This is a genomic window from Xanthomonas sp. WHRI 7064, assembly GCF_040202355.2.
GTDB lineage: Bacteria > Pseudomonadota > Gammaproteobacteria > Xanthomonadales > Xanthomonadaceae > Xanthomonas > Xanthomonas arboricola.
This window is the reverse complement of record NZ_CP167821.1, coordinates 568,007-593,665: the sequence shown is the minus strand read 5'-3', so window position 1 is coordinate 593,665 and position 25,659 is coordinate 568,007. Positions and strand designations below refer to the sequence as shown.

Below are 25,659 nucleotides of genomic sequence, written 5' to 3'. Positions count from 1 at the left end.
GCGCTCCCCATGCCATGGACGCCCTGCTCGCTGACGACCCGCGCGGCAGCGACTCATTGCGCGATCAGGAAGACCGCATAGATGTTTTCGGTGTAGGTGATCGTGCCGGTCAGCAGGCTTTCGCCGAGGCCTTGCACCTTGCCATCTGCACCAGGTGGCGGCGGCGGCGGCGGTGGGGGTGCCGGTGGCGAGGGCGGCGAAACCACGGAGCTGGGCGTTGGCGCTGCAGGCGCCGACCAGGTGCCGGCTTCGACGCCGTAGGCAAAACTGGGCGCCACATCGGAGATGCTGTAGATCCCGGTCAGCCGCACGCCGTAGGCGCTGGCCAGCCCTTGGGCGGATTCCCGCGATTGCGTTGCGGCTTCGCGTTTGAGTTCGGCGCGCAGCTTGGCCGCATCGGCGTATGCACTCTGCATCGACAACACCTGGACATTCTCGTTGGCCTCCAGGCCGCCCAGAAAGGCGCGCACGTCCTTCAGGGACGAGAAGGTGCCGCGGATCTTGCGCTCCACGCGGGTCCCCTGGAACACCGACTTGCCATTTTCGTAGCGCGACTGCGGAGAGATCGACAGCGACGAGGCATAGAGCGAATCCATCAGAACGTGGTTGCGTCGCAGGCCGTCCAACACCGATCGGGCGCGTTCCTCGACGAATTTGCGCGCCAGGTCAGGCTGCAGATCGGTGTTGCTGACCTTGAGATCAACGATGAAACGGTCCGGGTCAACCGTGCGGTAAGCCTGGCCCTTCACCAGCAAATGCGGCTGTGACGGCAGGCTGTTGACCTGCGCTGTCGCGGCGAGCGGCAGCATCAACAGGCTTGCGAAAATCCAGAGGGCAACTCGCTTCATCGGGTTCTTCCTTGATGAGAGAAATGGTTATGGATGCATGGCGGAGTGGCTGAGCGCTGCGACGTCCGCGCAGAGCCGGTCGACCGACGCGGACTTGGTCGCCCACGAGGTCACGAAGCGGATCACCTGACTGCCATCGGCGCGCACTTCCCAGCGCTCGAAGTCGTAGCCTTGCGCCAGCTGCGCGGCCTGCTGCGCGCTGACGGCGATGAACTGCTGGTTGGTTGGCGAGTCGCTGGTGAACTGCGCGCCAGCGGCCAGCAATCCCGCGCGCAGGCGCTGGGCCATCGCATTGGCGTGTGCGGCCAGCTCGAAGAACAGGCCACCTTCGAACAGAGTGGCAAACTGCGATCCCAGCAACATGCCCTTGGCCAGCAACGCGCCGCGTTGCTTGATCATGTAGCGGAAGTCGGCCTGCAAGGCAGGAGTGACGATGACCAGCGCTTCGCCGAGCAATGCGCCGTTCTTGGTGCCGCCGATGTAGAACGCATCGGTCAACGCAGCAATGGTGGACAGATCCAGATCGTTGCCCTCGGCGGTCAGCGCGGCGCCCAGGCGTGCGCCATCCAGATACAGCAGCAGATCGTGGGCGCGGCAGAAACGCGACAGCGCCTCGAGCTCGGCACGGCTGTAGATGGTGCCACTCTCGGTGCTGTTGGAGATGTAGACCAGGCGCGGTTGCACCATGTGCTCGTTGCCGTGCACATCCAGCAATGGCTGGATCAACGCCGGCGTCAGCTTGTCGTGCAACGCGGGCACGGTCAGCACCTTGTGGCCGGTCGCTTCGATGGCGCCGGTTTCGTGCGTGGCGATGTGCCCCGCTTCCACCGCGATCACCGCCTGATGCGGGCGCAGAAACGCGGCGATCGCGGTCAGGTTGGTCTGGGTGCCGCCGACCAACAGATGCACCTCGGCCTGCGCCTGCGCGACTGCGCTGCGGATCAGCGCAACCGCACGCGCGGTATGGCGATCGGTGCCGTAGCCGGCGTTCTGCTCGGCACTGGCCTGCGCCAGCGCCTGCAGCAGGCGCGGATGCGCGCCCTCGCTGTAATCGTTGCGGAAGCTGATGCGCGCAGCGTTGCCCTGCCCGTCCATCACAGCCCCTTGGCCGCCTGCGCAACCGCACGGAACAGCGCGCGGCCCTTGTTCATGGTCTCCTGCCATTCCAGATCCGGGTCGGAGTCGTAGACCACGCCGCCGCCGGCCTGCACGTACAGATACCCATCCTGGATCACCGCCGTGCGGATCGCGATGGCGGTGTCGGCATCGCCATGCCAGCCGATGTAACCGACTGCCCCGGAATACACGTTGCGCTTGACCGGCTCCAGCTCGCGGATGATCTCCAGCGCGCGGATCTTCGGCGCGCCGCTGACGGTGCCGGCGGGGAAGGTCGCACGCAGCACGTCGCTGTAGTTCAGGCCGGCCTTGAGCGTGCCGGTGACCTCGCTGACGATGTGCATCACGTGGCTATAGCGTTCGATCACGAACTGCTCGCCCACCTTGACCGTGCCCGGTTCGGCGACGCGGCCGACATCGTTACGACCGAGATCGATCAGCATCACGTGCTCGGCGCGCTCTTTCGGGTCGGCCAGCAGTTCGGCCTCCAGCGCCTTGTCCAGCTCGGGCGTGGCACCGCGCGGACGGGTGCCGGCGATCGGCCGCACGGTGACCACGCCATCGCGCAGGCGCGCCAGGATTTCCGGCGAGGAGCCCACCACCTGCGTGCCGCCGACGTCGAGAAAATACATGTACGGCGAGGGATTGAGCGCGCGCAGCGCGCGATACACATCCACCGGACGCGCACGGAACGGCACGCGCAGGCGCTGCGACGGCACCACCTGGAAGATGTCGCCGGCGCGCACGTATTCCTGCGCCTTGCGCACCACCGCGTGATATTCCTCGCGGGTAAACGAGGAGTGGAAGTCCGACTCGTCGATCGCATCGGAAATCTGCGCCTGCGGATACCCGGCACCGCCCTGACGCAACCGGTGCGCCAGTTCGTCCAGGCGCCGGTTGGCGCGCACATAGGCCTGCGGCTGGCGCGGGTCGGCGTGCACGATCAGGTATAGCCGATCCTTGAGGTTGTCGAACACTGCCAGCTCTTCGGACAGCATCAGCAGGATGTCCGGCGTGCCCAGCTCATCGGGTTTGTCGCCACTGCCCAGGCGCGGTTCGATGTACTGGATGCACTCGAAGCCGAACCAGCCGACCAGGCCGCCGGTGAAGCCGGGCAGGCCGTCGAGCTGCGGCACCGAATGCTCGGCGCGCAAGGCGTCCACTTCGGCCAGCGGGTCGGCGACCTCGCGGGTTTCCAGCACTTCGCCGTGCTCGCTGATTTCCAGCGTATGCCCGCGGAAGCTGTACACGCGCCGCGCCGGCAGGCCGATGATGGAATAGCGCCCGAAGCGTTCGCCACCTTCGACCGATTCGAACAGATAGGTGTAGGGGCCGTCGGCGAGCTTCAGATAGACCGACAGCGGCGTGTCCAGGTCGGACAGCACTTCGCGGACGACGGGGATACGGGTGTGACCTTCAGCGGCCTGGCGCTGGAACTGCTCTGCAGTGATCAAGACGACTTTCCTTCCGGGACTCTGTGGCGGGGCGGACGACGGCAACGGGCCACCATCGCCACCAGCGGCGAGCGGAAGAGAAGGAGCGTGGAGTCGTCAAGCGGGACACGTCACTACTGTAGCGCAACTGCCGCGCCGGGGCAGCAGGCGCGAGGCGAAAGCCGCGCAAATTGCGAAGCCGGGCAGGCAAGCCTAGCCGCCGTACAACTAGCCCCCGCTCTACCGATTCCCCAATCCCGATTCCCGATTCCCCGCCCTCAAACGCTCCGCAACGGGCACTCCACCGGCAAATGCATCCGCAACCGCGCCGGCACACATTCGATGCGGAAATGCAGCGAGGTCTCCGGCTCGCCATCCAGGTTCAAGGTCAGCGGCTGATGGGCGACGATCTCCAGCCACGGCAGCCGCGCGCGCACGGCGACACGTTCCAGCGCGGCCTGTTTGCCGCCGGTGACCAGGGTGCCGAGGGTGGCTGCCACTTCGCCGTTGAGCGCGGGCACGATGGTGACGTCGAGCAGGCCATCGTCGATCAGGGCCTCCGGGCACAGCGCCTGGCCACCGCCGGCCTGGCGTCCGTTGCCCAGGCCAAGCGCGATGAACTCGCCTTCCCAGTTGAAATCCGGGCCGCTGAAGCGGGCGCTGATCGGGTCGATGCGGCCCAGCCGCGACATGCCGGTGATCAGATACGCCAGGCCACCGAGCATCTTCTTCAGGCCTTCGTCGGTTTCGACGGTGACCTGGGTGCCGAACCCGCCACTGGCGACGTTGGCGCACCAGTGCGGGCCTTGCTCGGCGTCGATGCGCAGCAGGTCGATCGGCTCGGCGGGGCGCTCGGCGATCAGCGTCAACGCAGCGAGCGGTTCGATCGGCAGGTTGGCGGCAGTGGCGAAGTCGTTGGCGGTGCCCAGCGGCACCAGGCCCAGCGATGGCAGCGTGGCGGCGTCGGCAGTGTGATGCGCCAGTGCGGCGGCCACTTCGCTCAAGGTGCCGTCACCGCCGGCCGCGATCACGGTGTGGGCGCCGTCGGCAACCGCTTCGCCGACATAGCGCTCGGCATCGCCGTCTTCCCAGGTGACCCGCACCTCGAGCTGGATGCCGCGCTTGCGCAGCGTTCCCACCGCCTCACGCAGGTCCAGATTGTCGGTGGACTTGCCGTTGAGGATCAGACGCCAGTGGGACGCGGCCATGCACGCTGCCAATGCTGTGGGGGTGGTGGACGCAGGCTATCAGCGGCCCGCTGCGCGCATCGTGAATACGCAATGTCGCCGAGCTGTCATCGGCATGTCACCGAGAACCCGGAGAGTGGAAGGCCATAGCAGGGACGACGGGCGGAGGCAGGATCAGCCTCCAATTTTCTCGAAGGCCGCTCCCATGGGGGCGGCCTTCTCTTTGCGTGCCGCGGCGGCGCGCAGGCCGCGCTCAGGCGCCGGCGGCGAACGCGGCCAGGCGCTCGCCGTCGAGCCGGTAGACGGTCCAGCCGTCCATCGGGCGCGCACCGGCCGCCTGATAGAAGTCGATGGCCGGCTGGTTCCAGTCCAGCACCGACCATTCGAAACGCCCGCAGCCACGCTGCACGGCCAACCGGGCCAGGTGCCGCAGCAGGGCCAGGCCGGCGCCCTGCCCGCGCGCCTGCGGGCGCACGAACAGGTCTTCCAGATACAGGCCGTTGCGGCCGAGCCAGGTCGAGTAATTGAAGAAATACACCGCAAATCCCAGCGCCTGGCCGGCCTGCTCGCAGATCAGCGCATGCGCGGTGGCGCCCTCGCCGAACAGGCTGGCGCGCAGGTCCTGCGGGCTGGCCTTGACCGCATCGGGCTCGCGTTCGTACACCGCCAGTGCGGTGATCAGCTCATGCAGCAGCACCACATCGTCGGGCGTGGCGGCGCGGATCTGCAGCGCAGGCGCGCTCATCGCACCACATCCACCGCAGCGCGCATCTGCGCGATCACCTGCGCATAGTCGGGCGCGTTGAAGATCGCCGAGCCGGCGACGAAGGTGTCGGCACCGGCGGCAGCGATCGCGCCGATGTTGTCGGCCTTGACCCCGCCATCGATTTCCAGCCGGATCGGCTTGCCCAGCGCGTCGATCTTGTTGCGGATGGCACGCAGCTTGTCCAGCGCCGAGGGAATGAAGGCCTGCCCGCCGAAGCCGGGATTGACCGACATCACCAGCACCAGGTCCAGCTCGGGCAGCACCCAGTCCAGAATGTCCACCGGGGTGGCCGGGTTGAGCACCAGGCCGGCCTGGCAGCCGTGCGACTTGATCAGCTGGATCGTGCGGTGCACATGGCGGCTGGCTTCGGGATGGAAGCTGATGGTGGTGGCGCCGGCCTCGGCGAAGTCCGGCACGATGCGGTCCACCGGTTCGACCATCAGGTGCACGTCGATCGGCGCGGTGATGCCGTGCTTGCGCAGCGCCTGGCACACCATCGGGCCGATGGTGAGGTTGGGCACGTAATGGTTGTCCATCACGTCGAAGTGCACCCAGTCGGCGCCGGCCTTCAGGACGTTGTTCACTTCCTCGCCCAGACGGGCGAAATCGGCGGACAGGATGGACGGGGCAATCGCCGTCGGTTGCATGGGCAGCTCGTCAAGGAACGGGAAACACATTGTCGCAGGCGCGCAAAGCAAGTGCATCCGCAGCGGTCCAGGCTGCGTATGCACCTGAACCGGCGCACCGCGCCCTTTCGCCAAGGACACCGCATGAAGACCACCCCGCTCGCCTCCGCTGCGCTCGTTTTGATGGCCCTCGCCCCGTCCGCCTGGGCCCAGACCGGCCCGGCCGACTGGTCAGGTTTCTCGATCGGCGCCAATGTCGGCGGTGCCGACGTCAGCGGCGTTTCCGGCGGCCGCTTCGGCTTCGACACCAACCTGGATGGCCGCGATGGCGACCAGGTCAGCACCCCCACCGGCGCCGATGCCTTCTCGCCCGGATTCTGCGGCGGCGCGGCGGCCGGGCGCACTCCGGCCAGCGGCTGCAGCAAGGACAAGGGTGGCGCCGAATACGGTGCGCGGCTGGGTTACGACTGGCAGGCCGGCAACTGGGTCTACGGGGTGGTCGCCGAGTACACCCGCAACGACCTGCGCGACAGCGTCAGCGCCTTCAGTACCACCCCGGCGTTCTACACCTTCACCCGCCAGCTCAACCGCACCGCCGCACTGCGCGGGCGGATCGGTTACGCCTTCGGCGTGCAGGGCGACTTTCTGGCCTATTTCACCGCCGGCGTGGCACGCGGCGAGTTCGACCACAGCTTCTCCAGCAGCAACACCGCCAACAGCTTCACCAGCAGCGGCGGCGACAGCGCCGACGGCTACCAGGCCGGCCTGGGCCTGCAGCGCCGTTTGAGCGACAACGTCTCGGTCGGTGTGGAGTACCTGTTCACCCGCCTGCAGGACGAAGACACCCGCGTGCGTGTCGGCCCTGGCACCGCGCCGGCGACCAACCCGTTCCTGCGCGTCAACCCGGCCGGTACCGATCTGCGCCGCAGCGATACCGACTTTTCGTCGAATGCGGTGCGCCTGACGGCGACCTATCGCTTCTGAGTGTTCGGCGTCGTCTGAGTGACCGCGCCTGACCTGTCATGGGTCGGGCGTTTTTACTGGTGGCGCCAATGCCGGTTCGGGTGCGGACCGCTGTTCCGCCTGGCACTGATACCGAAGCGTCAGGCTGGATCAGCGTTTGCGCAAGCGCTGGATCCGATCGTAGGCCGCATTGATCTGGCTGGCCTTCTTCTCCGCCTGGCGGCGTGCTTCCGGCTCGGCGTTGGCCACCTTGTCCGGGTGGTAGCGCGACATCAGCCGGCGGTAGGCCAGGTCGATCTCGGCGGTGGTGGCGTCCGGCTCCAGTCCCAGCGCTTCGTACGGGTTGTCGGCGCGGCGCTTGAACCAGCCGGCGTCCACCGCATGCCCGATCGCCAGGCCGATCATCAGCCCGAGTACCGGCGCGCCGCGGAACAGCAGGGCGCCGGCCAGTGCGCCGAGCAGTTTTCCGTACCAGGACATGGGCAATCGGGGGCGGGAAGGCGGGCTGGCGATCTTACCCGAACGCCCGCCCGGCCTGGCTGACGCGGCATGCACGCCGGCCGCCGGGGCGGCTCCAATAAATCCAGCGGCGCGCGCCGAAGCGCCGTACACTACGCGGCCCGCTGCCCACCCGCGGGCCCGCCGGGTCCCGGGGACAGCGTCATTGCGACGTCCTTAGGAGTGCCTGTGTCGACCACGCTGTTGCAATCCGATCTGCCCGGCCTGCCGTTGCGTCACCGTGGCAAGGTCCGCGATGTCTTCGACATTCCCCGCGAGCGCCTGCCCGCCGATGCGCCCCCGGGCGATTATCTGTTGATGGTGGCGACCGACCGCCTGTCCGCGTTCGACGTGGTGCTGCCCGACCCGATCCCCGGCAAGGGCGAGATGCTGTGCCAGGTCTCCAACTTCTGGTTCCACAAGACCGAACACCTGATGCCCAACCATCTGGTCGACATCAGCGTGGAGCAGGTCCTGCCCGAAGGCGTGGACCCGGCGCTGTATGCCAAGCGCGCCGTGGTCACGCGCAAGCTCAAGCCAGTGCCGGTGGAAGCGATCGCACGCGGCTACCTGATCGGCAGCGGCTGGAAGGATTACCAGCGTACCGGCAAGATCAGCGGCATCGAACTCCCCGATGGCCTGCGCCAGGCCGAGAAACTGCCCGAGCCGATCTTTACCCCGTCGACCAAGGCCGCGGTCGGCGACCATGACGAAAACATCGACTTCGACGCGATGGTCATGACCGTCGGCGCCGAGCTTGCCGAACGCGTCCGCGATGCCACCTTGCGCATCTACCGTTTCGCCGCCGATTTTGCTGCCGAGCGCGGCATTCTGCTGGCCGACACCAAGTTCGAATTCGGCACCGATGCCGACGGCCGCCTGTACATCATGGACGAGATGCTGACCCCGGACTCGTCGCGTTACTGGCCGGCTGACCAGTACGAACTCGGCACCAGCCCGCCCAGCTACGACAAGCAGTTCGTGCGCGATTATCTGGAAACCCTGGACTGGGGCAAGACCGCACCCGGCCCCAGCCTGCCGGCAGAAGTGATCGAACGCACGCGCGCAAAATACGCCGAGGCATTGCAGCGGTTGGCGGGTATTTCGGTCGATTGATCTCCAAGGCCCCGCTTCCGGGGCTTTGATGCTGTACTAAAGCAGCAATGGCGGGCAGCGCTCTTTATTGAGCGCTGAAGGACGCACCTGACGCGGTCTATTGTCCAAGGAAGTCGCAATGGCACTCTCATATTGTTCGTTCCGCAGATTGCCGGCGTTACGCAACGCACTGCTGCCCGGGCTGCTTGCAGTAAGCGCGTGCAGCGCCGGCGAATCGGCAGCCCCCGTCGCGCCACCAGTCACATCGACGGCATCGGCGTCTGCATCAGCACATGCACCGGCTTCTGCTGGCGCTTCCGTCAATGACCGGCTCGCGACGTTGTTACAGGCAAGCGGCGTGCAGTGTGCCGATGCGAATATGGCAAAAGACTGCACGGCCGGTAATGTCGATGCCGGCGATTTCTACGACGTGGAGCTCTCGCCTGCATGTGGCGATGCGGGCTTGTTTGCCGGCGTGGCGCAGGCAAACGGGGTGAATGCACTTGATGCGGTGCCGACCACTGGCAGTCGTGCGGTGACCAGAGCCAGGCTGGCGCAGGGCCAGCTCGTCTGCATTCAAGCGATCGGCCGCGCCGGACAGAATCCACTGTATTACTACGTCATTGCGATTCCTGCAGACAGCGTCGCCGGATGCAAGAACAACCCGACATGCGGGACATATGGCGACAGGCCGATCCAACGCTTAAAGAGCGCCACTGGCGAGAGCTGCCATGCTGCCGCGCCGGGCCAGTATGTCGGCGACTGCACACAGGGATGGGTGGGTGCGGATGCACTCGATGTATTTTCAAACGGGATATAGTCAGCCGCGCCACACCGGATAAATCCCCGCCAAACCATGATTAAATCATCATGACCTTTACGCAGGCTCGATCGCGATAACCTGCCTTCGCTGACAGCAATCAACGGCCGTGGACTCACCCGAGCACCGGGGCCACCGTCAGGTTGCTTGTTCTGCGAGGGTATTGGCCTGCCGCATGCCGGCCAGTTTGCGCAAGCCACGACTCCGCGAGCCTTCACACATTGGCAAGCAGCGCGCGTATACCATCCCGCCCGCGTTCCAGTTGCCCCGCAATGATCAGGAGGATCCCTTGGCCCTTTTCCGAACGTCCCTGCACGCTCTCGCACTGAGCCTGGCGCTGGTCGCCTGCAAGCCGCAAGCAGAGCCCGCCGGCGCTGCGACGCCTGCTGCCAATGCAGCACCTGCCGCCTCGGCACCCGCCACTGCTCCGGCAACGCCTGCGCAGGCGACAACCTGCCCCAGCGCCGACTTCTCTACGTTTCTGAAAAGCTTCAGTGCAGACATTGCGGTACAGGAAAAGGCCACCGCCGATCCGCTGACGATGATCCAGCTCGACCCGGACGCACAGCCCGAGCCCGCCCCGGTCACCCGCACGGTTCCGCTGGCCAAGGTCGAATGGCCCGTCATCCCGAACCTGGAGGCAGCCCGCAACGGCGGCCGCGAGGTCACGATTTCCGAAGAGGCCGATGGCCGCCAGGTACTGGTCCGCACACCGGACACCGGCGATCAGCAGGTCTACCACTTCGCCCAGCGCCCTTGCTGGATGCTGATCAAGGTGGACGACCAGTCTTTGTAATCAGCGCGCTAGTGGCGACACTGGTAATGGCGTATCCGCCAACGTTTCAGGAGATAACCTTGCGTCCTTTCCGACTGATTGGCCCTGCATTGGCAGTTGCACTCGCGGCCTGTAACGGACCTCAAGCTGGTGGTGCGGCCGAGCAGTCGACCGCCGCTGCCGGTACCGCGGCGACGCAGCCGTCCGCACCTGCCGCACCAACCCCCGCAACACCGACACAAGGGACTGTACCTATGGGCACGATAGACTCCTTCATTCCGGCGGGATCGAAGGCTCTGGAGACCATCCGTGGCGATCTGACCGGCGCGGGCCGCTCCGATGCGTTGGTGGTGATTTCCCCATCCAGCACCGGCGCCGAAAAACTTGGCGAGGGACAACCGCGTACGGTTCTGCTGCTGACGCAGACCGCCGACGGTGCGATGCAGAAGGCCTCAGAAAACAGCAAGATCGTGCCATGCGCCCGTTGCGGCGGTCTGGCAGGCGACCCCTACGCGTTTTCGCGCATCCAGACCGGGCAATTCACCATTTCCATTTCCGGCGGATCGCGCGAGCGTTGGGCAGACGACTTCACGTTCAAGTATTCGGCAGACAAGCAGACCTGGTTGCTGGACAAGGTGGTGCGTGACCTGTCCGATACCGAAACCGAGCAGCACAACACCCTGGAATTGACCGCCAAAGACTTCGGCACGGTGGCATTCCAGGAGTTTGATCCATCCACATTGAAGAAAGCTGCGGCATTGGACGACGCCGCAGCCGAGAAGGCGAATTAAAGGGACGTAATGGTTTGCACGGACAAGGAAGGAGTCCGTTATTTCATGTTGCTGAGAAATGAGGAGTTACACCCATGGCAACCGATCGTGAAGCAGGGCTGCTCCAATCAGCCTATGCTGCAGGCATTACCCAGCCGAAGGAGCTGGCAAACTTCATGGCCCAGGTGGGTCATGAATCGATGGGCCTCAACCGCCTGGAAGAAGGGTTCCGCTATACGCACGGATCCTCACAGGTAAGTTCGAAGGTGCGCTCCGCACTGCGTGAGGGTCCCGAAGCCCTGGAGCAGGCACGTCTGGATGCCCTGCGCGGGCAACCGGAAAAACTGGCCGAATTGATGTATGGCGGACGCATGGGCAATAACGAGCCCGGCGATGGCTACCTGTACCGTGGCCGCGGTTATATGCAGCTCACCGGCAAGGACCAATATCGTGCGGCCGGCGAAGCGTTGAACCTGGATCTGGTGGCACACCCCGATCTGGCTGCACAACCTGAAAACGCATCCCGCATTGCCACCTGGTACTGGCAGAACAACGTGCCGCAGGCCGCCAGGCAGGACGCGCATGCGGCAGGCGTTGCAATCAACGGCGGCGATCCGCCGAATGGATTGGCCGACCGCGAGAATCGGTTTGCCCGCTGGCAGCGCGATATCACTCCAGAGCTGATGAACAACCTGGCACATGGCCAACTCGGACAGCCGGTGCAGCACACTGCACCAGCACCTGTGCAGCCACAGCATGGTGGATCCAGCTCGTTTCAGCACACGATGGAACGGATGCTCCCGCCACAGAACGGGACTGCACCGCACGTCACCGGCCATTACGGCGAGCATCGCAGTGCCCGTGATCATGGCGGTACCGACTTCAACTACCAGGGTGGCCAGACAGGCCGCAACATGCAGCACCCGACGGTGCATTCGCCGGTCGCCGGAACCGTCACTTTCGCGGGCGGCAACTACGGCACCGTCAAGATTCGCGATGCACAGGGTAACTCGCACGAGATCCTGCACCTGGACGCACTCAAGGTGAAGGAAGGTCAGACGCTGTCCGCCGGCGATGCCATCGGCACAATGGGTGGACGCGGCCCGAACGGTAACAACCAGTACGCGCAGCATGTGCATTACCAGCTGCGCGATGCCAACGGCAAGCTGACCAGTCCGGAGACATTCTGGAATCAGGGCCATCAGCAGGAGTCCGGCGCGCGCCACTCCCAGCCGGCGGCAGCGGGTGGCAACGGCACGCTGCGGCATGGCGAGCAAGGTGGCGATGTCGGCAAGCTGCAGCAGGACCTCAACCGTCTCGGCGTGCGCGATGCGCAGGGCAACCGGCTTGCCGAGGATGGCCGCTTTGGCGACAACACGCGTGAGGCGGTGATTGCGTTCCAGAAGCAGCACGGGCTGCAGCCCGATGGCGTGGTGGGGCGCAACACGCAGGCCGCGTTGTCCGCACAACCGGCCCAGGCACAGGCAGCACAGACGCCGGTCGCTGCGCCCAAGGGGCCGTCGCTCGACGATGCCTCGCATCCGGATCATGCCTTGCACAACGCGATCCGCAGCAAGCTGCCCAGCATGATCTCCAACGAGACCGCGGCCCACGTCACCCTGCAGGCCAAGCAGAACGGTATCGATTCCGCAGACAAGCTGCAGAACGTCACCGTGCAGGATGGCAAGGCATTTGTCATGGGCACCACGCCGGGCTTCCGTGCGGCGGTGGATCTGAACCAGCCAGCTCCCACGCTGGAGCAGACCAGTGCGCAATTGCTGGCTGGCCAGGCTTCTCAGCAGCGGGCGCAGGATGAGCAGCAGCGGGCCGCGATCGGCGGCCGCTGACAATTCAACGCCGCAGCAAGAAAAACCGGCCAGGTGTCTGGCCGGTTTTTTTGTGCCTGTCTGCTTTCGACAGTAGCGCCGAGAGCGTCGCCGCGGCCACGCCTGACTGCACACGCCTGCGCGGATTGCCTGTCGTTGCCAGCGGATTGAGCGTCGCTGGAGGTTGACGCACCCTCCAGATTGCGACAGGACGGCATGCCTGCCGCGCTGGCGATGTTGCACACGCAGCGACACTCCTGCTGCTCTGCGATGCCCTCCACACCGCAAAGTGGCGCGGCGCACAGAACGCAACACAGCTGTAACTTTTACTACTGTGCTGTCATGGACTGTGCAAGTTTATCTGCCGGCACCTGTTGCCAGTCGCGATCGGCCGTGATGTGTATCGCCGCCGATCTTTGCATTGCACGTTTTCGGGGAGAGAGTCGTCATGCAAGTCCATGTCCTGGGCGCAGCGATCTGCTGCGCGCTATCGTTGTCTGCTGTCGCCACTGCTGCGGATCTTTCCGCGGATGCCGCGGTGTCGCGCGCGCAATCCTTGTTGGGCAATCACGCTGCCGCGCTGGCCAATCGTGCAACGGCCGATGCGTTTGTCGCGCGCGACAGCATTGTCGATGCCGACGGCAGCGAGCATGTGCGCTTTGATCGTACGTATCAGGGCCTGCCGGTGATCGGCGGCGATGTGGTGGTGCATTCGCGGCGCGGAGTGATGCGTCAATTGAGCCAGAGCATGGACACCAACGTGCGCCCGAGCATCGTGCCGGGCATCGATGCGGACACGGCAGTGCGTGCGGCCGGTACGCAGTTCGATCTGGCACCCGATGCCGCGCCGCGCGCAAGTCTGGCCTTGTATGCGCGCCAGGGCGCACCGCGGCTGGTTTATGAAGTGATCTACAGCGGCATTAAGCCCGATCAGACGCCGACCGAAATGCATTACATCGTCGACGCAGTCAATCAACGCATTCTGGAATCCTGGGACACGGTGCACACCGCCTGCGCGGGTGGCACCAGTGCGGCCGGCACCGGGCGTTCGCTGTATGCAGGCAGCGTGGCGTTGGCAACGACGCGTTGCAGCAGCGGTTACGAGTTGACCGATCTGAGCCGCGGCAGCGGCGCGACCTACAACATGCGCAACAGCACCTCCGGCAACGGCACGCTGGTCACCGATGCCGACAACGCCTGGGGCAGCGGCGCCAACAGCGATACGGTGACTGCAGCGGTGGATGCGCATTACGGCGTGGCGTTGACCTGGGACTATTTCCGCACCACCCATGCGCGCAGCGGCATTGCCAACGACGGTGTCGGTGCGCGCAGCCGCGTGCATTACGGTAGCCGCTACAACAACGCGTTCTGGCAGGACAGCTGCTTCTGCATGACCTTCGGCGATGGCGACGGCAGCACGTTCACGCCGCTGGTGTCGGTGGATGTGGCTGGCCACGAGATGACCCATGGCGTGACCAGCCGCACCGCGCGCCTGGTGTATTCGGGCGAGTCGGGCGGCCTGAACGAAGCCACGTCCGACATCATGGGCGCGATGGTGGAGTACTCCGCCAACAACAGCGCGCAGCCGGGCAATTACCTGATCGGCGAGAAGATCATCCCGGGCAACAGCAGCGGGACGCTGGCCCTGCGCTACATGTTCAAGCCCAGCCTGGATGGCGATTCGCCCGATTGCTACAGCAGCAGCCTGGGCTCGCTCAACGTGCATTACAGCTCGGGCGTGGCCAACCATTTCTACTATCTGCTGGCCGAAGGCGCGGTGGTACCCAGCGGCTTCGGGTCGGGCACCAGCTGGAACGTGACGCCGGCCGGGCTGGTCTGCAACGGCAATACGGCATTGACGGCGATCGGCCGGGCGGCGGCCAGCCGCATCTGGTACCGCGCGTTGACGGTCTACATGACGTCCTCGACCAACTACGCGGCCGCACGCAGGGCCACGTTGAGCGCGGCCACCGATCTGTACGGCAGCACATCCACGCAATACCGCGCGGTTGCCGCAGCGTGGAGCGCCGTGTCGGTCAACTGATGCACACCGGCCCCTGCCACGCGCACTGCGCGTGGCAGGGAGCACGGCTGCCACAGTGCCATCCGCGCGCGTATGCTTGGGTCATTCCTGGGAGGGAACATGACCGAACGCACCAAGACCGCGCGACCGATCGACCGCTATTTCGCCAGCTACGCCGACGATCACCGCAACACCACCAATCAGCAGATCCACGTGCTGGCGGTGCCGGCGATCCTGTGGTCGGTGGTGGCCCTGCTGTGGTGCATCCCGGTCGGCGGCACCTGGTTCAGCAGCGGCGTGTGGGCGGCGTTGTCGATGTTCGCGGCCTGGTCGTACTACAACCGCCTATCGCGTCCGCTCGGGCTGGGCATGCTGGGGATCTTCTTTTTCTTCGGCTGCCTGTGCCGGTTGCTCGAAGGCAGACTCGGGCTCACCGGGCTGTTCACCACGGCGCTGACGGTGTTCGTGCTGGCCTGGGTCGCGCAGTTCGTCGGCCACCGGATCGAAGGCCGCAAGCCGAGCTTTCTGACCGACCTGACCTATCTGCTGATCGGGCCGATCTGGGTATTGGCCAAGCTCTATCGTCAGTTGGGTTGGCGGTACTGAGCGCGAGTGACTGCAAGAACGCAGCCATCGTTGGCTTGATCATGATTTGAAAGCGGCGTCGCGCTGCGGTGGCTACGCTCAGGCGGATCGCACTTCAGGCAGTCTGCGCGCCATCCAGGCCTGGCAGCACGCACGCCCAGACGAGCCTCACTCGCCAATGCCGAGTTCTTCGGGCAGGGGACGAAAGGCACGCGGCGCATAACCGAAGTCGCGACGCGCCGGTTCCAGATCGAACACCAGGTCATCGCGCATGCGCTGCAATGCGGCCGCATTGATGCCACGCAGGCGCCCCAGCCGCTGCGCAGCGGTCAGGGCTAGGCCGAACAGTCCGGGCGGCACCTGATACAGCCGCGCCGCTCGCGGCAGCGCTGCCAGCACGCGCTCCACCATCTGCGTGTAGGCCAGCACTTCGCCGCCGCCGACGGCATAGCTGCGCTGCTGCGTCGCCGGCTGGGTGACCACCGCCAGCGCCGCGCTGGCCAGATCGTCCACATGCACCGGCTGGCGCAGCCCGGTCGCGTTGGCCGGCAGCACGAAGGCGCCGGTGCGCTGCGCCAGCCCGGCGATCTGGGTGAGCGTGCGGTCGCGCCCGGCACCGTAGACCAGCGTCGGGCGCAGCACCGTCGCCGCAGCACCACGCGCCTGGGCTGCGGAAAACAGCGCCTGTTCGGCATTTGCCAGGCGCTGTGCGACATCGCGCTCGGCCGCGTCGATCGAGTGTTCCTTGACCTCCAGGCTGGTGGAACCGAACGCCACGATGCGCGGAGCACGCACCGGATTTTCGGCATACCAGCGCGCGAAATGGTCCAGCGGACCGCAGCTGAAGATCACCTCGAATGCCTCGCCCGCGGCAGCCGGCATGGCCAGATCGCCCTGCCGCCAGATCAGCCCGGCGCGCGCGGCACGTGGCTGGCGCGACCAGGCCGTCACCTGCCAGCCGCGGCCGAGCAGCCGTGTCAGCAGGCGTTCGCCGATCTGACCGCTGCCGCCGAACACCAGGGCGCGCGGCGCAGAAACGGCAGTGGACGGAGCGGGATCGGCAGCGGTCACAGGGCTCGGATGCAGTCTGGGTGGATCCCAGCATAGCGAGTGACAGGCAGCGGCGCGACGCCGATCCGACGGCGATTTGCGCGGGCGCGCAGCCGCGGCGTTGACGCTGGCGTCAGTCAACGGTTTGTTAAGCTCTCTGGCCTGCTCGCGAATCTTGTGTTCCCTGCATGCCTTTCTCGCTGGAAATCCTGCTCGCGCTGCCATTTGTGATGGCGGCCGCCACTGCGCTGCTCTGGCGCACCTCCCGTTCGATCACTGCGTGGTTGGCTGCGGCCGCGCCGTTGGGCGGGCTGGTCATCCTGGCGACGCTCACACCGGCCGTGTTGCGCGGTGAGGTGATCGGCAGCCAGTACGCATGGTTGCCGCAGATCGGCCTGATGTTCTCGTTGCGGCTCGATGGCCTGGCGTGGATGTTCGCGTTACTGGTGCTGGGTATCGGTGCGCTGGTGGTGATGTATGCGCATTACTACCTGAGTGCACGCGACAGCGCATCGCGCTTCTTCGCCTATCTCATGCTGTTCATGGGCGCGATGCTCGGCATGGTGCTGTCGGGCAACCTGCTGTTGCTCATGGTGTTCTGGGAACTCACCAGCATCAGTTCGTTCCTGTTGATCGGCTTCTGGTCGCACCGCAAGGACGCGCGCGAAGGCGCGCGCATGGCCTTCGTGCTGACGGCCGGTGGCGGCCTGGCCCTGCTCGGCGGCATCCTGATGATCGGCCGCATCGTCGGCAGTTTCCAGCTGGATGCGGTGCTGGCGGCCGGCGATCTGATTCGCGCCAGTCCGCTGTATCCCTATGCATTGGGGCTGGTGCTGCTGGGCATCTTCACCAAGAGTGCGCAGTTCCCGTTCCACTTCTGGCTGCCGCACGCGATGGCGGCGCCGACGCCGGTGTCGGCGTACCTGCATTCGGCCACGATGGTGAAGGCCGGCGTGTTCCTGCTGGCGCGCCTGCATCCTGCCCTGGCCGGCACCGACCTGTTCTTCTACACGGTCACCAGCATCGGTGCGATCACGCTGTTGCTCGGCGCATGGCACGCGATCTTCCAGCACGATCTCAAGGGCGTGCTGGCGTACTCGACCATCTCGCATCTGGGCCTGATCACCATGCTGTTCGGCCTGTCCACGCCGATGGCGGTGGTGGCCGGCGTGTTCCACATCCTCAACCACGCGGTGTTCAAGGCATCGTTGTTCATGGCCGCCGGCATCATCGACCACGAGACCGGCACGCGCGACATGCGCAAGCTGGGCAACCTGCGCCGCCTGATGCCGGTCACCAGCGTGCTGGCGATCACCGCCTCGCTGGCGATGGCCGGCGTTCCGCTGCTCAACGGCTTTTTGTCCAAGGAAATGTTCTTTGCCGTGGCGCTGGAAACCGATGCGCCGCAGACGATGCGGGTATTGGCCAGCATCGCCGCGCTGCTGGCCGGCCTGCTCGGCGTGGCCTACAGCCTGCGCTTCGTGCACGACACCTTCTTTGGCGAAGGCCCGCGCGATCTGGACACCACCCCGCACGAGCCGCCGCGCTGGATGCGGATTCCGGTGGATGTGCTGGTGCTGATCTGCGTGGCCGTGGGCATCGTGCCGGCCTGGACCATCGCGCCGGTGCTGCGCGCCGGTGCCAGCGCCATCCTGGGCGAGCGCCTGCCCGACTACAGCCTGGCGCTGTGGCATGGCTGGAACTGGCCGCTGGCGATGAGCATCGCCGGCATGGTGGGCGGCACCCTGTTGTACATGGCGCTGCGCCGCACGCTGGACATGTACGCGATCCAGAACCGCTCGCCCGGCAAGGCGCTGTTCAACTGGAACCTGCGCGCGCTGTTCGCCGGTACCGTGCGCATGACCGATGCGGTCACCAACGGCAACCTGCAACGCATGCTGATGCTGCTGGTGCTGAGCGCTGTCGTGGTGGCGCTGGTGCCGTTCCTGCAGGGCGGCGCATTGCCGGCCTGGCCGGCGCCCACCCCGCTGCCGCTGCTGGGCTGGACGATCTGGCTGCTGATGATCGCCTGCGCCCTGGGCAGCCTGTTCCTGTACAAGCAGCGCCTGCTCGCGGTGCTGGTGCTGGGTGGCACCGGCCTGGCGGTCAGCATGACCTTCGTGTTCCTGTCGGCACCGGATCTTGCGTTGACCCAGTTGCTGGTGGAGATGGTCACGCTGGTGCTGATGCTGCTAGCGATGAATTACCTGCCCGAGCGCTCGCTGCCCGAGCCCGCGCGCCTGCGCAAGCTCCGCGATGCCGGCATCGCCGTCGTCGGTGGTGCCGGGCTTGCCGCATTGGCCTATACCTTGATGACCCAGCCCAGCCACACGGTTGCCGGCGAGCTGCTGCAGCGTGCGCTGCCGGAAGCCTACGGGCGCAACGTGGTCAACGTGATCCTGGTGGATTTCCGCGGCTTCGATACCTTCGGCGAGATCACCGTGTTCGCGATCGCCGGGCTGGTGGTGCACGCGCTGCTGCGGCGCTCGCGGATGGCGCCGGAGCGCAGCATGCCCGGGCCGCCGATCAAGTTGCCGGTGCCGGCCGATCTGGCGCAGATCATGTTCCCGCTGACGCTGACGGTGTCCTTGTTCCTGTTCCTGCGCGGCCATAACGCGCCCGGTGGCGGCTTCATCGCCGGGCTGGTGCTGGCGGTGCCGTTGCTGATGCAGTACGTGATCCAGGGCACCGCGTCGGTGGAATCGCGCTTCGGCTTCGACTACATCCGCCTGATCGGCATCGGCCTGCTGTGCGCGCTGGTCAGCGGTGCCGGTGCGCTGGTGTTCGGCATGCCGTTCCTGAGCAGCGGGCATCTGGAGATTCCGTTGCCGCTGCTGGGCGATCTGGAACTGGCCAGCGCGCTGGGCTTCGATGTCGGTGTGTACCTGGTGGTGTTCGGTGCGGCGATGCTGATGCTGTCGATGATGGGCACGATCAAACCCTCGCGCACGCGCAGCTCGCAGCGCGGCGAGATCGACCCCACCCAACGTTCGACACGCACCGCGGAGCAGCACTGATGGAATTGGCAGTGGCAAGCGCGATCGGCGTCCTCACCGCATTGGCAATCTACCTGTTGCTGCGCGCGCGCAGCTTCGACGTGATCCTGGGGATGACCTTCCTGTCGTACGCGACCAACCTGCTGATCTTCGCCGGTGGGCGGCTGCGCAGCGGCCAGGCGCCGGTGCTGCGCGAGGGCGTGCCCGCCGACCTGATGCACTACACCGACCCGTTGCCGCAGGCGCTGGTGCTGACCGCGATCGTGATCGCCTTCGCGATGACCGCGGTGAGCCTGGTGCTGGCGATCCGCAGCCGCAGCGACAACGGCAGCGATCATGTGGATGCGCATGAAGACGCCACCACCGGCGTGGACACGCGCGAGGCCCGGCGATGAGCCATCTGCTGATCCTGCCGATCCTGATCCCGATGCTGGGCGCGTCGGCGTCGCTGTTCGTCGAACATCGGCGCTATGGGCCGCGCGTGCAGCGCACGGTGGCATGGGCAAGCATGGCCTTGCTGGCCGCATCGGTCATCGCCTTGTTCGCGCGCGCCGCCGAAGGCCAGGTGCTGGTGTACCTGCTCGGCGACTGGCCGGCGCGCATCGGCATCGTGCTGATGGGCGACCGCCTCTCGGCGTGGATGCTGTTGACCACCCTGATCCTGGGCGCGGCCTGCCTGCTGCATGCCTGCGCCGGCTGGGACCGGCGCGCGCCGCATTTTCATGCGCTGTTCCAGTTCCAGCTGATGGGCTTGAACGGTGCGTTCCTGACCGGCGACATCTTCAACCTGTTCGTGTTCTTCGAAGTGATGCTGATCGCCTCCTACGGCCTGCTGCTCAGCGGCGGGCGCGGGCTGCAGATGCGTGTGGGCCTGCATTACGTGGTGTTCAACGTGTGCGCGTCGACCCTGTTCCTGATCGCGCTGGGCCTGCTGTTCGGCGTGTTCGGCACCTTGAACATGGCCGAGCTGTCGCAACGCATCGCCGCGTTGCCGGCGCAGGACCTGCCGCTGGCCAAGGCCAGCCTGGGCCTGTTGCTGCTGGTGTTCTGCAGCAAGGCCGCGTTGCTGCCGCTGTACCTGTGGTTGCCGGAGACCTATTCGCGCGCGCCGGCGGCGGTGGCGGCGTTGTTTGCGATCATGACCAAGGTCGGGCTGTACGCGACGCTGCGGGTGTCGGCGCTGTGGTTCGGCGCCGGTGCCGGCGCGCTGCAGGGCTTCGGCCGCCACGCATTGCTGTGGCTGGGCATCGCCACGCTGCTGATGGCCGCGTTCGGGGTGATGGCCGCATCGCGGCTACGGGTGATGGTGTCGTATCTGGTGGTGTTCTCGGCGGCGACGTTGTTCATTGCCTTCTCGCTGGACGATGCCGGCGCGTTGGGTGCGGGCCTGTACTACCTGCCGCATAGCAGCTTCGTGGCCGCGGCGTTGTTCATGGTGTCGGACCTGATCCGGCGTCGCCGCGGTAGCGCCAGCGACCGCAAGGAAGTGGTCGCGCCGCTGCCGCGGCGCGGGATCCCCGGCGCGATGTTCATGGTCGCCGCGGTCGCGGTCGCCGGGCTGCCGCCGTTGTCCGGCTTCCTGGCCAAGGCCGCGTTGCTGCAGCACGTGCCCGAGGGCCTGGTCGGGCCGGTGTGGTTCGCCATCCTGGGCAGCAGCCTGCTGGTGGTGATCGGCCTGACGCGTGCCGGCGTGCGCCTGTTCTGGCGCGTGCCCGAAGCGGTGCAGGATGTCCCTGAGCTGCAGCCGCAACGGCGTGCGCGCATGCGCCCGGTGGAGACCGCCGCGACGCTGCTGTTGCTGAGCGGGCTGGTGGCGATGACGGCCGGTGCCGGCCCGTTAATGCGCTACACAGACGCGGCCGGCGTGCAGCTGCGCGATCCCGGCGCCTACGTCGAGCAGGTCCGCGCCACCACGCCGCAACGGAGGCAGCCATGAGCACGCGCATGCCGCTGCGCAGCCGGCTGCTGCCCTCGCCGTCGCTGAGCGTGACGGTCTTCATTTTCTGGCTGTTGCTCAGCGACAGCTTCGGGCCGCAGCAATGGGTGCTGGGCTTGTTGCTGGGCTGGGTGGTGCCGATCTTTGCGGCGCGCCTGGACCGCGAGTTCGCCCGCATCGGCTCGCTGCGTTCGGTGCCGCGTATGTTGCTGGTGGCCGCCGGCGACATCGTGCGCTCCAACATCAAGGTCGCCGGCCAGGTGCTCGGCCCGGAGTCGCGCATCCACCCCGGTTTCATCTGGGTGCCGCTGGATATTGCCAACATCCACGGCATCGCCGCGCTGACCAGCATGATCACGCTCACTCCCGGCACGGTGTCGGCAGCGCTCTCGGACGACCGCAAGTATCTGCTGGTGCACGTGCTGCACCTGGACGATCCGGACGCCTTGATCGCCGAGATCAAGACCCGCTACGAGAAGCCCCTGATGGAGATCTTTCCATGACCGGCCACATGTTCATCGAATCGACCATCGTCATCTGCATGCACGCGGTGGGCCTGGCCATGCTGATGGCACTGTGGCGCCTGCTGCGCGGCCCAAGCGTGCCCGATCGCATCCTGGCGCTGGACACCCTGTCCATTACCGCCATCGCCGAGCTGATGCTGCTGGGCATGTACCTGGATTCGCCGATCTACTTCGAGGCCGCGCTGGTGATCGCGATGCTGGGCTTCGGCAGCACCGTGGTGCTGAGCAAGTTCGTGTTGCGTCGGGACATTGTCGAATGATCGCGCTGACCGAATATCTGCTCAGCGCGCTGTTGCTGGTCGGCACCTTCTTCATCCTGATCGGTGCGTTCGGCCTGGTGAAGCTGTCGGACTTTTTCAAGCGCCTGCATGCGCCGACCAAGGCCAGCACACTGGGAGTGGGCTGCGTGCTGCTGGCATCGGTCGGCTATCACCTGTTCCTGGGTGTGGACCCGCAACCGCGCGAATTGCTGATCACCGTGTTCCTGTTCATCACCGCACCGATCAGCGCCCATCTGATGGCCAAGGCCGCGCTGTCGCTGATGATGGAAAACCGCCCAGAAGTGCCCAACCACGGCGAGATGAAGCAGGAAGGCCTGCCCACGCCGCAGACGCAAGGCGATGTTGGCGAAAACGCGGAAACCGCAAAGCAGCACGCCGAGCCGGACAAGGATTCGCGCTGAGGTGCGCAGCTGCTTCGAGACCCGCTGCCCGGATGGTCTCGACACGTTGTTCTACGCGCATGCTGCCAATCGGATATGAGCGCGCACGCTGCGCTGCCGGAAGCCGCTTGCGCCGCCGATGCGGCGCAGCGGCGGCCGTGACGGATCAGCCGCAGCCTTCCACATAATCCACTTGCGGCGGCTGCCCGACCCGCCAGCTGCTGACCTTGCCGTCGGCATCGGTCTCGAACACCAACGCGGACCGGGTGGCCGCATCGGCCATGCGCAGGGTGAATGCGCCGGGGACGTATTTGTGCGGCTGTTCGGTCAGACCTGCCGGATACAGCGCGCGCAGCTGCGCCAGCGTCATGCCGACCTTGCCGCCGCCCGGGGCGAGCTCCTTGGGTTCGTTGGTCTGATAACGCACAAGGCGATCGCCTTCGAACATGAAACCGAAGCGGCGCGCATCCTCGGCCCACTGCGGCCGTAGCAGATAGCAGCCGCCGTCGGTCGCCGGTTCGCCGCGCAGGTCGCCGCCCCAGGCAGCGCGCGCCTGCGCTGCGTCCATGCCCAGGCGCAGATCGCCGTACCCATCCAGGCGCGCGAGCGCAGCCGGCTGCTGGCGCAGTTGCGGCGGAAACGTGCCGGCCGGCGCAGTAGCTGGCGGAACATCGCCGGCTGGCTGGTCGTTGGCGGCTGCAACCGGCGCAGGCGCCGCGTCGGGCGCGGCCGTGGTGGCGTCCTCGGCACGGTTGCAGCCGGTCAGCAACAGCAATGCGCCCATCAAACCGAGCAATCTGGTGGTCATGCATGCATTCCTTACGGGTCCGCCACAGCCTACACAGCCCACATCGCGACCATGTGCAGAACGCGCTGGCGTTGCCTCGTGCCGATGTCATCGGCGCTTCATTGGCGGCGGGCAAGCTGGGCGCCTCGCAGGACCGCCGCCATGACCCCACGCAAGACCGAGCTCGCCCTCACCGCGCTGCAATCGCACCGCATTCCACTCACCTTGCTGCAGCGACGCGCGCTGATCCTGGCCGACGGCCAGCGCGATCTGGCAACGCTGGCCGTGCTGCTGGGCGGGGACGGCGCCGCGCTGGTGCATGCTCTCTGCGCGATGGGCTATCTGGAGTCCGGCACGCAGGCAGGGAGTGCGATACGCACTGCCCAGGCGTCTGATTCCTCGCCGGCAGGCGTGCCCGGTACCCACGTGACGCAGCCAGCGGCACCACCGAGCGAAGAAGACCTGCAGCGCCAGCGTCGTCGCGCGGCCACCAACGCACGGCTGTACCTGCTCGATATCCTGCAGCTGCAACGTGACCCGGTGGCCGCCGCGCTGCACCGGCAACTGCAGGCCGCACGCGCCGAAGACGCCATCGGCGCTGCCATTGCCGAAACGCTGCGCGCGTTACCGCAGATCACCTCGGCAAGCTACGCCGAGCGCGTACGTGCCCGGATTGGCGAGCTGCTGCCGGATGCGCTGCAGGCGGCTTGATCAGTCGCCTACAAAACGGCGTGTTGCAGGCGACTCGATCCGACACCTGCGACCCCTGGCTGCCGTAGTGCCTGATCAGGACATTCGCCCAGCTGCCTGAGTTACTGCGCACCCTCTGAGCCGGGCACCTGAAACGCCGCGCGCAATCCGGACCAGCACTGCTGGTAGTCGCCCTGCCGGTGCGCGGCCTGCAAGGCCTGCTGGGTGGGGCGCAGCACCGCACGCGTTTCGAACATGAAGGCCATGGTGTCGGCAATCACATCCGGGCGCGTCAGGTCCGCATGCGAGGCCTTGTCGAAGGTCGCCGCATCCGGGCCATGCCCGCTCATGCAGTTGTGCAGCGAGGCACCACCCGGCGCGAAGCCGTCGGCCTTGGCGTCGTAGACCCCGTGCACCAACCCCATGAACTCGCTGGCCACATTGCGATGGAACCACGGCGGGCGGAAGGTGTGCTGCGCCACCAGCCAGCGTGGCGGGAAGATCGCAAAATCCATGTTCGCCGTGCCATGCGTGTCGCTGGGCGAGGTCAGCACGGTGAAGATGCTCGGATCGGGATGATCGAAGCTGATCGAGCCGATGGTGTTGAAGCGGCGCAGATCGTAGCGATACGGCGCGTAGTTGCCATGCCAGGCCACCACGTCCAGCGGCGAGTGGTCGATGTCCGCACGCCATAAATGGCCCTGGAATTTGGCCACCAGCTCGAACGCACCTTCGCGCTGTTCGTAGGCCGCATGCGGCGTTTCGAAGTCGCGCGCATTGGCCAGCCCGTTGGAGCCGATCGGCCCCAGGTCGGGCAGCCGCAGCAATGCGCCGAAGTTTTCGCAGACATAGCCGCGCGCTTCGCCATCGGGCAGCTCGACACGAAAGCGCACACCGCGCGGTATCACCCCGATCTGCTGCGGCTCCAGCTCCAGCACACCGAGCTCGCTATGGATATGCAAGCGGCCTAGTTGCGGCACCAGCAACAGCTCGCCGTCGGCATCGTAGAAGAAGCGATCGTGCATCGATGCGTTGGCCGCATACAGATGCACGGCGACCCCGGACATCGCCTCCGGCCCGCCGTTGCCGGCCATGGTGTAAAGACCATCGACGAAATCGGTTGGCGTGGACGGCAGCGGCAATGGGCTCCAGCGCAGTTGATCCGGCGGCACCGGGCCCCGACCGAAATCGTTGTGGAGCTGCGACTGTTCGACCAGGGAGAAACTGCCATGCACGGCCGCCGGGCGGATGCGGTACAGCCAGCTGCGCCGGTTCTCGCTGCGTGGCGCGGTGAACGCGGTGCCCGACAACTGTTCGGCATACAACCCGTGCGCCACACGCTGCGGCGAGTTCTGCCCGACCGGCAAGGTACCGGCCACCGCCTCGGTCGCAAACGCGTTGCCGAAACCGGTCATGTAGTGCTGGTTGTTATGCATGGCATGCGTCCGGATCTTGGCCCTCCCTTCCCGGATGCAGAAGGTTGGGATTGAATTGAATCAGGCCGCTTTCCTACCGTAGAAGAGCTAAGCCTGGCGGATTAAGCCCCTCTCCCGCGGGAAGAGGGGCTTTAACGACGTGCGCCTTCATTGCTTTGTGTCGTCGGAAAAACACCTTGCCTGAGCGCGCTTGATTGCGACCACTTGCCGCCCGCTTCGTTGGATCCGTACCGGAACTACATCCGACG

At 66.2% G+C, this 25,659-nt stretch carries 25 protein-coding genes; 15 read left to right on the top strand and 10 right to left on the bottom strand.

Features of this window, described 5'->3' with window-relative positions; genetic code table 11:
- Nucleotides 1-53: 53 nt before the first annotated feature.
- The 6 genes from ABQY74_RS02540 to rpe form a co-directional block, all read right to left on the bottom strand.
- On the bottom strand, nucleotides 54-848 hold the full coding sequence (locus ABQY74_RS02540) for an SIMPL domain-containing protein (RefSeq protein ID WP_349793255.1): 795 nt from the start codon (nucleotides 846-848) through the stop codon (nucleotides 54-56).
- A gap of 27 nt (nucleotides 849-875) precedes the next feature.
- Nucleotides 876-1,943 carry an aminotransferase class I/II-fold pyridoxal phosphate-dependent enzyme gene (locus ABQY74_RS02535; RefSeq protein ID WP_349793253.1) on the bottom strand — a complete coding sequence of 356 codons (1,068 nt, stop codon included), beginning with the start codon at nucleotides 1,941-1,943 and terminating at the stop codon, nucleotides 876-878.
- Entirely contained in the window at nucleotides 1,943-3,418 is a 1,476-nt protein-coding gene (gene trpE / locus ABQY74_RS02530; protein ID WP_065050376.1) for an anthranilate synthase component I, read from the bottom strand. Before trpE ends, ABQY74_RS02535 begins: the two co-directional genes overlap by 1 nt.
- Before the next feature lie 257 nt (nucleotides 3,419-3,675).
- Nucleotides 3,676-4,605, bottom strand: a complete 930-nt coding sequence (yegS, locus tag ABQY74_RS02525) for a lipid kinase YegS (RefSeq protein ID WP_349793251.1) — start codon at nucleotides 4,603-4,605, stop codon at nucleotides 3,676-3,678.
- A gap of 232 nt (nucleotides 4,606-4,837) precedes the next feature.
- Complete coding sequence (locus ABQY74_RS02520; RefSeq protein ID WP_104574959.1) at nucleotides 4,838-5,329, bottom strand: GNAT family N-acetyltransferase; 492 nt, start codon at nucleotides 5,327-5,329, stop codon at nucleotides 4,838-4,840.
- Nucleotides 5,326-5,997 carry a ribulose-phosphate 3-epimerase gene (gene rpe / locus ABQY74_RS02515; protein ID WP_104574961.1) on the bottom strand — a complete coding sequence of 224 codons (672 nt, stop codon included), beginning with the start codon at nucleotides 5,995-5,997 and terminating at the stop codon, nucleotides 5,326-5,328. Before rpe ends, ABQY74_RS02520 begins: the two co-directional genes overlap by 4 nt.
- 123 nt (nucleotides 5,998-6,120) lie before the next feature.
- On the opposite strand from rpe, the gene ABQY74_RS02510 reads away from it, so the two are divergent.
- Nucleotides 6,121-6,960 (top strand): outer membrane protein, encoded by an 840-nt coding sequence (locus ABQY74_RS02510; protein WP_104571430.1) that lies wholly within the window; start codon nucleotides 6,121-6,123, stop codon nucleotides 6,958-6,960.
- Between the two features lie 129 nt (nucleotides 6,961-7,089).
- On the opposite strand, the gene ABQY74_RS02505 is transcribed toward ABQY74_RS02510, so the two are convergent.
- Entirely contained in the window at nucleotides 7,090-7,419 is a 330-nt protein-coding gene (locus ABQY74_RS02505; protein ID WP_016901358.1) for a DnaJ family molecular chaperone, read from the bottom strand.
- A 207-nt stretch (nucleotides 7,420-7,626) separates the two neighbouring features.
- Between ABQY74_RS02505 and ABQY74_RS02500 the strand changes: the two genes are divergently transcribed.
- The 7 genes from ABQY74_RS02500 (at nucleotide 7,627) to ABQY74_RS02470 (ending at nucleotide 15,352) form a co-directional block, all read left to right on the top strand.
- Nucleotides 7,627-8,553 carry a phosphoribosylaminoimidazolesuccinocarboxamide synthase gene (locus ABQY74_RS02500; protein WP_024938204.1) on the top strand — a complete coding sequence of 309 codons (927 nt, stop codon included), beginning with the start codon at nucleotides 7,627-7,629 and terminating at the stop codon, nucleotides 8,551-8,553.
- A 118-nt stretch (nucleotides 8,554-8,671) separates the two neighbouring features.
- On the top strand, nucleotides 8,672-9,352 hold the full coding sequence (locus ABQY74_RS02495) for a hypothetical protein (RefSeq protein ID WP_349793247.1): 681 nt from the start codon (nucleotides 8,672-8,674) through the stop codon (nucleotides 9,350-9,352).
- A gap of 289 nt (nucleotides 9,353-9,641) precedes the next feature.
- Nucleotides 9,642-10,148, top strand: coding sequence for a hypothetical protein (locus tag ABQY74_RS02490; protein WP_104571461.1), 507 nt, complete (start codon nucleotides 9,642-9,644; stop codon nucleotides 10,146-10,148).
- Nucleotides 10,149-10,381: 233 nt separating this feature from the next.
- Nucleotides 10,382-10,918: a hypothetical protein gene (locus ABQY74_RS02485; RefSeq protein WP_104554499.1), complete on the top strand. Its 537-nt coding sequence runs from the start codon at nucleotides 10,382-10,384 to the stop codon at nucleotides 10,916-10,918.
- Nucleotides 10,919-10,992: 74 nt separating this feature from the next.
- Complete coding sequence (locus tag ABQY74_RS02480) at nucleotides 10,993-12,744, top strand: peptidoglycan-binding protein (protein ID WP_349793245.1); 1,752 nt, start codon at nucleotides 10,993-10,995, stop codon at nucleotides 12,742-12,744.
- A 427-nt stretch (nucleotides 12,745-13,171) separates the two neighbouring features.
- The gene (locus ABQY74_RS02475) at nucleotides 13,172-14,767 is read left to right on the top strand and encodes a M4 family metallopeptidase (RefSeq protein WP_349793243.1); all 1,596 of its coding nucleotides are present in this window, start codon (nucleotides 13,172-13,174) and stop codon (nucleotides 14,765-14,767) included.
- Between the two features lie 99 nt (nucleotides 14,768-14,866).
- Complete coding sequence (locus ABQY74_RS02470) at nucleotides 14,867-15,352, top strand: DUF962 domain-containing protein (protein WP_104554502.1); 486 nt, start codon at nucleotides 14,867-14,869, stop codon at nucleotides 15,350-15,352.
- Nucleotides 15,353-15,499: 147 nt separating this feature from the next.
- Here ABQY74_RS02470 and ABQY74_RS02465 read toward each other — a convergent pair whose 3' ends face one another.
- Nucleotides 15,500-16,402: an NAD-dependent epimerase/dehydratase family protein gene (locus tag ABQY74_RS02465; RefSeq protein ID WP_349793241.1), complete on the bottom strand. Its 903-nt coding sequence runs from the start codon at nucleotides 16,400-16,402 to the stop codon at nucleotides 15,500-15,502.
- A 167-nt stretch (nucleotides 16,403-16,569) separates the two neighbouring features.
- Here ABQY74_RS02465 and ABQY74_RS02460 point away from each other — a divergent pair, with 167 nt between their 5' ends.
- From ABQY74_RS02460 to ABQY74_RS02435, 6 genes are read left to right on the top strand one after another with little or no spacing between them, the layout of a single operon-like run.
- Nucleotides 16,570-19,398, top strand: coding sequence for a monovalent cation/H+ antiporter subunit A (locus tag ABQY74_RS02460; RefSeq protein WP_039531378.1), 2,829 nt, complete (start codon nucleotides 16,570-16,572; stop codon nucleotides 19,396-19,398).
- Nucleotides 19,398-19,772, top strand: a complete 375-nt coding sequence (locus ABQY74_RS02455) for a Na+/H+ antiporter subunit C (RefSeq protein WP_016901335.1) — start codon at nucleotides 19,398-19,400, stop codon at nucleotides 19,770-19,772. The genes ABQY74_RS02460 and ABQY74_RS02455 overlap by 1 nt, the downstream gene beginning before the upstream one ends.
- Nucleotides 19,769-21,313 (top strand): monovalent cation/H+ antiporter subunit D, encoded by a 1,545-nt coding sequence (locus ABQY74_RS02450; RefSeq protein WP_039531384.1) that lies wholly within the window; start codon nucleotides 19,769-19,771, stop codon nucleotides 21,311-21,313. Before ABQY74_RS02455 ends, ABQY74_RS02450 begins: the two co-directional genes overlap by 4 nt.
- A complete protein-coding gene (locus tag ABQY74_RS02445; RefSeq protein WP_016901331.1) occupies nucleotides 21,310-21,816 on the top strand; it encodes a Na+/H+ antiporter subunit E in 507 nt (168 codons plus the stop codon). The genes ABQY74_RS02450 and ABQY74_RS02445 overlap by 4 nt, the downstream gene beginning before the upstream one ends.
- On the top strand, nucleotides 21,813-22,097 hold the full coding sequence (locus tag ABQY74_RS02440) for a K+/H+ antiporter subunit F (RefSeq protein ID WP_016901330.1): 285 nt from the start codon (nucleotides 21,813-21,815) through the stop codon (nucleotides 22,095-22,097). The genes ABQY74_RS02445 and ABQY74_RS02440 overlap by 4 nt, the downstream gene beginning before the upstream one ends.
- The gene (locus ABQY74_RS02435; RefSeq protein ID WP_104571421.1) at nucleotides 22,094-22,519 is read left to right on the top strand and encodes a Na+/H+ antiporter subunit G; all 426 of its coding nucleotides are present in this window, start codon (nucleotides 22,094-22,096) and stop codon (nucleotides 22,517-22,519) included. The genes ABQY74_RS02440 and ABQY74_RS02435 overlap by 4 nt, the downstream gene beginning before the upstream one ends.
- 145 nt (nucleotides 22,520-22,664) lie before the next feature.
- Here ABQY74_RS02435 and ABQY74_RS02430 read toward each other — a convergent pair whose 3' ends face one another.
- On the bottom strand, nucleotides 22,665-23,282 hold the full coding sequence (locus tag ABQY74_RS02430) for a lectin (RefSeq protein ID WP_349793466.1): 618 nt from the start codon (nucleotides 23,280-23,282) through the stop codon (nucleotides 22,665-22,667).
- Nucleotides 23,283-23,357: 75 nt separating this feature from the next.
- Here ABQY74_RS02430 and ABQY74_RS02425 point away from each other — a divergent pair, with 75 nt between their 5' ends.
- The gene (locus tag ABQY74_RS02425; RefSeq protein ID WP_372470025.1) at nucleotides 23,358-23,996 is read left to right on the top strand and encodes a hypothetical protein; all 639 of its coding nucleotides are present in this window, start codon (nucleotides 23,358-23,360) and stop codon (nucleotides 23,994-23,996) included.
- A 101-nt stretch (nucleotides 23,997-24,097) separates the two neighbouring features.
- Here the strand turns inward: ABQY74_RS02425 and hmgA are convergent, their stop codons facing one another.
- On the bottom strand, nucleotides 24,098-25,411 hold the full coding sequence (gene hmgA, locus ABQY74_RS02420) for a homogentisate 1,2-dioxygenase (RefSeq protein WP_349793236.1): 1,314 nt from the start codon (nucleotides 25,409-25,411) through the stop codon (nucleotides 24,098-24,100).
- Nucleotides 25,412-25,659: the final 248 nt, after the last annotated feature.

Bases quoted from the DNA above. Each gene is read 5' to 3' on its own strand.
- ABQY74_RS02540 (WP_349793255.1), bottom strand. From the start codon at position 848: ATGAAGCGAGTTGCCCTCTGGATTTTCGCAAGCCTGTTGATGCTGCCG.
- ABQY74_RS02535 (WP_349793253.1), bottom strand. From the start codon at position 1,943: ATGGACGGGCAGGGCAACGCTGCGCGCATCAGCTTCCGCAACGATTAC.
- yegS (WP_349793251.1), bottom strand. From the start codon at position 4,605: ATGGCCGCGTCCCACTGGCGTCTGATCCTCAACGGCAAGTCCACCGAC.
- ABQY74_RS02520 (WP_104574959.1), bottom strand. From the start codon at position 5,329: ATGAGCGCGCCTGCGCTGCAGATCCGCGCCGCCACGCCCGACGATGTG.
- rpe (WP_104574961.1), bottom strand. From the start codon at position 5,997: ATGCAACCGACGGCGATTGCCCCGTCCATCCTGTCCGCCGATTTCGCC.
- ABQY74_RS02510 (WP_104571430.1), top strand. From the start codon at position 6,121: ATGAAGACCACCCCGCTCGCCTCCGCTGCGCTCGTTTTGATGGCCCTC.
- ABQY74_RS02505 (WP_016901358.1), bottom strand. From the start codon at position 7,419: ATGTCCTGGTACGGAAAACTGCTCGGCGCACTGGCCGGCGCCCTGCTG.
- ABQY74_RS02495 (WP_349793247.1), top strand. From the start codon at position 8,672: ATGGCACTCTCATATTGTTCGTTCCGCAGATTGCCGGCGTTACGCAAC.
- ABQY74_RS02485 (WP_104554499.1), top strand. From the start codon at position 10,382: ATGGGCACGATAGACTCCTTCATTCCGGCGGGATCGAAGGCTCTGGAG.
- ABQY74_RS02480 (WP_349793245.1), top strand. From the start codon at position 10,993: ATGGCAACCGATCGTGAAGCAGGGCTGCTCCAATCAGCCTATGCTGCA.
- ABQY74_RS02475 (WP_349793243.1), top strand. From the start codon at position 13,172: ATGCAAGTCCATGTCCTGGGCGCAGCGATCTGCTGCGCGCTATCGTTG.
- ABQY74_RS02470 (WP_104554502.1), top strand. From the start codon at position 14,867: ATGACCGAACGCACCAAGACCGCGCGACCGATCGACCGCTATTTCGCC.
- ABQY74_RS02460 (WP_039531378.1), top strand. From the start codon at position 16,570: ATGCCTTTCTCGCTGGAAATCCTGCTCGCGCTGCCATTTGTGATGGCG.
- ABQY74_RS02455 (WP_016901335.1), top strand. From the start codon at position 19,398: ATGGAATTGGCAGTGGCAAGCGCGATCGGCGTCCTCACCGCATTGGCA.
- ABQY74_RS02450 (WP_039531384.1), top strand. From the start codon at position 19,769: ATGAGCCATCTGCTGATCCTGCCGATCCTGATCCCGATGCTGGGCGCG.
- ABQY74_RS02445 (WP_016901331.1), top strand. From the start codon at position 21,310: ATGAGCACGCGCATGCCGCTGCGCAGCCGGCTGCTGCCCTCGCCGTCG.
- ABQY74_RS02440 (WP_016901330.1), top strand. From the start codon at position 21,813: ATGACCGGCCACATGTTCATCGAATCGACCATCGTCATCTGCATGCAC.
- ABQY74_RS02435 (WP_104571421.1), top strand. From the start codon at position 22,094: ATGATCGCGCTGACCGAATATCTGCTCAGCGCGCTGTTGCTGGTCGGC.
- ABQY74_RS02430 (WP_349793466.1), bottom strand. From the start codon at position 23,282: ATGGGCGCATTGCTGTTGCTGACCGGCTGCAACCGTGCCGAGGACGCC.
- ABQY74_RS02425 (WP_372470025.1), top strand. From the start codon at position 23,358: ATGTGCAGAACGCGCTGGCGTTGCCTCGTGCCGATGTCATCGGCGCTT.
- hmgA (WP_349793236.1), bottom strand. From the start codon at position 25,411: ATGCATAACAACCAGCACTACATGACCGGTTTCGGCAACGCGTTTGCG.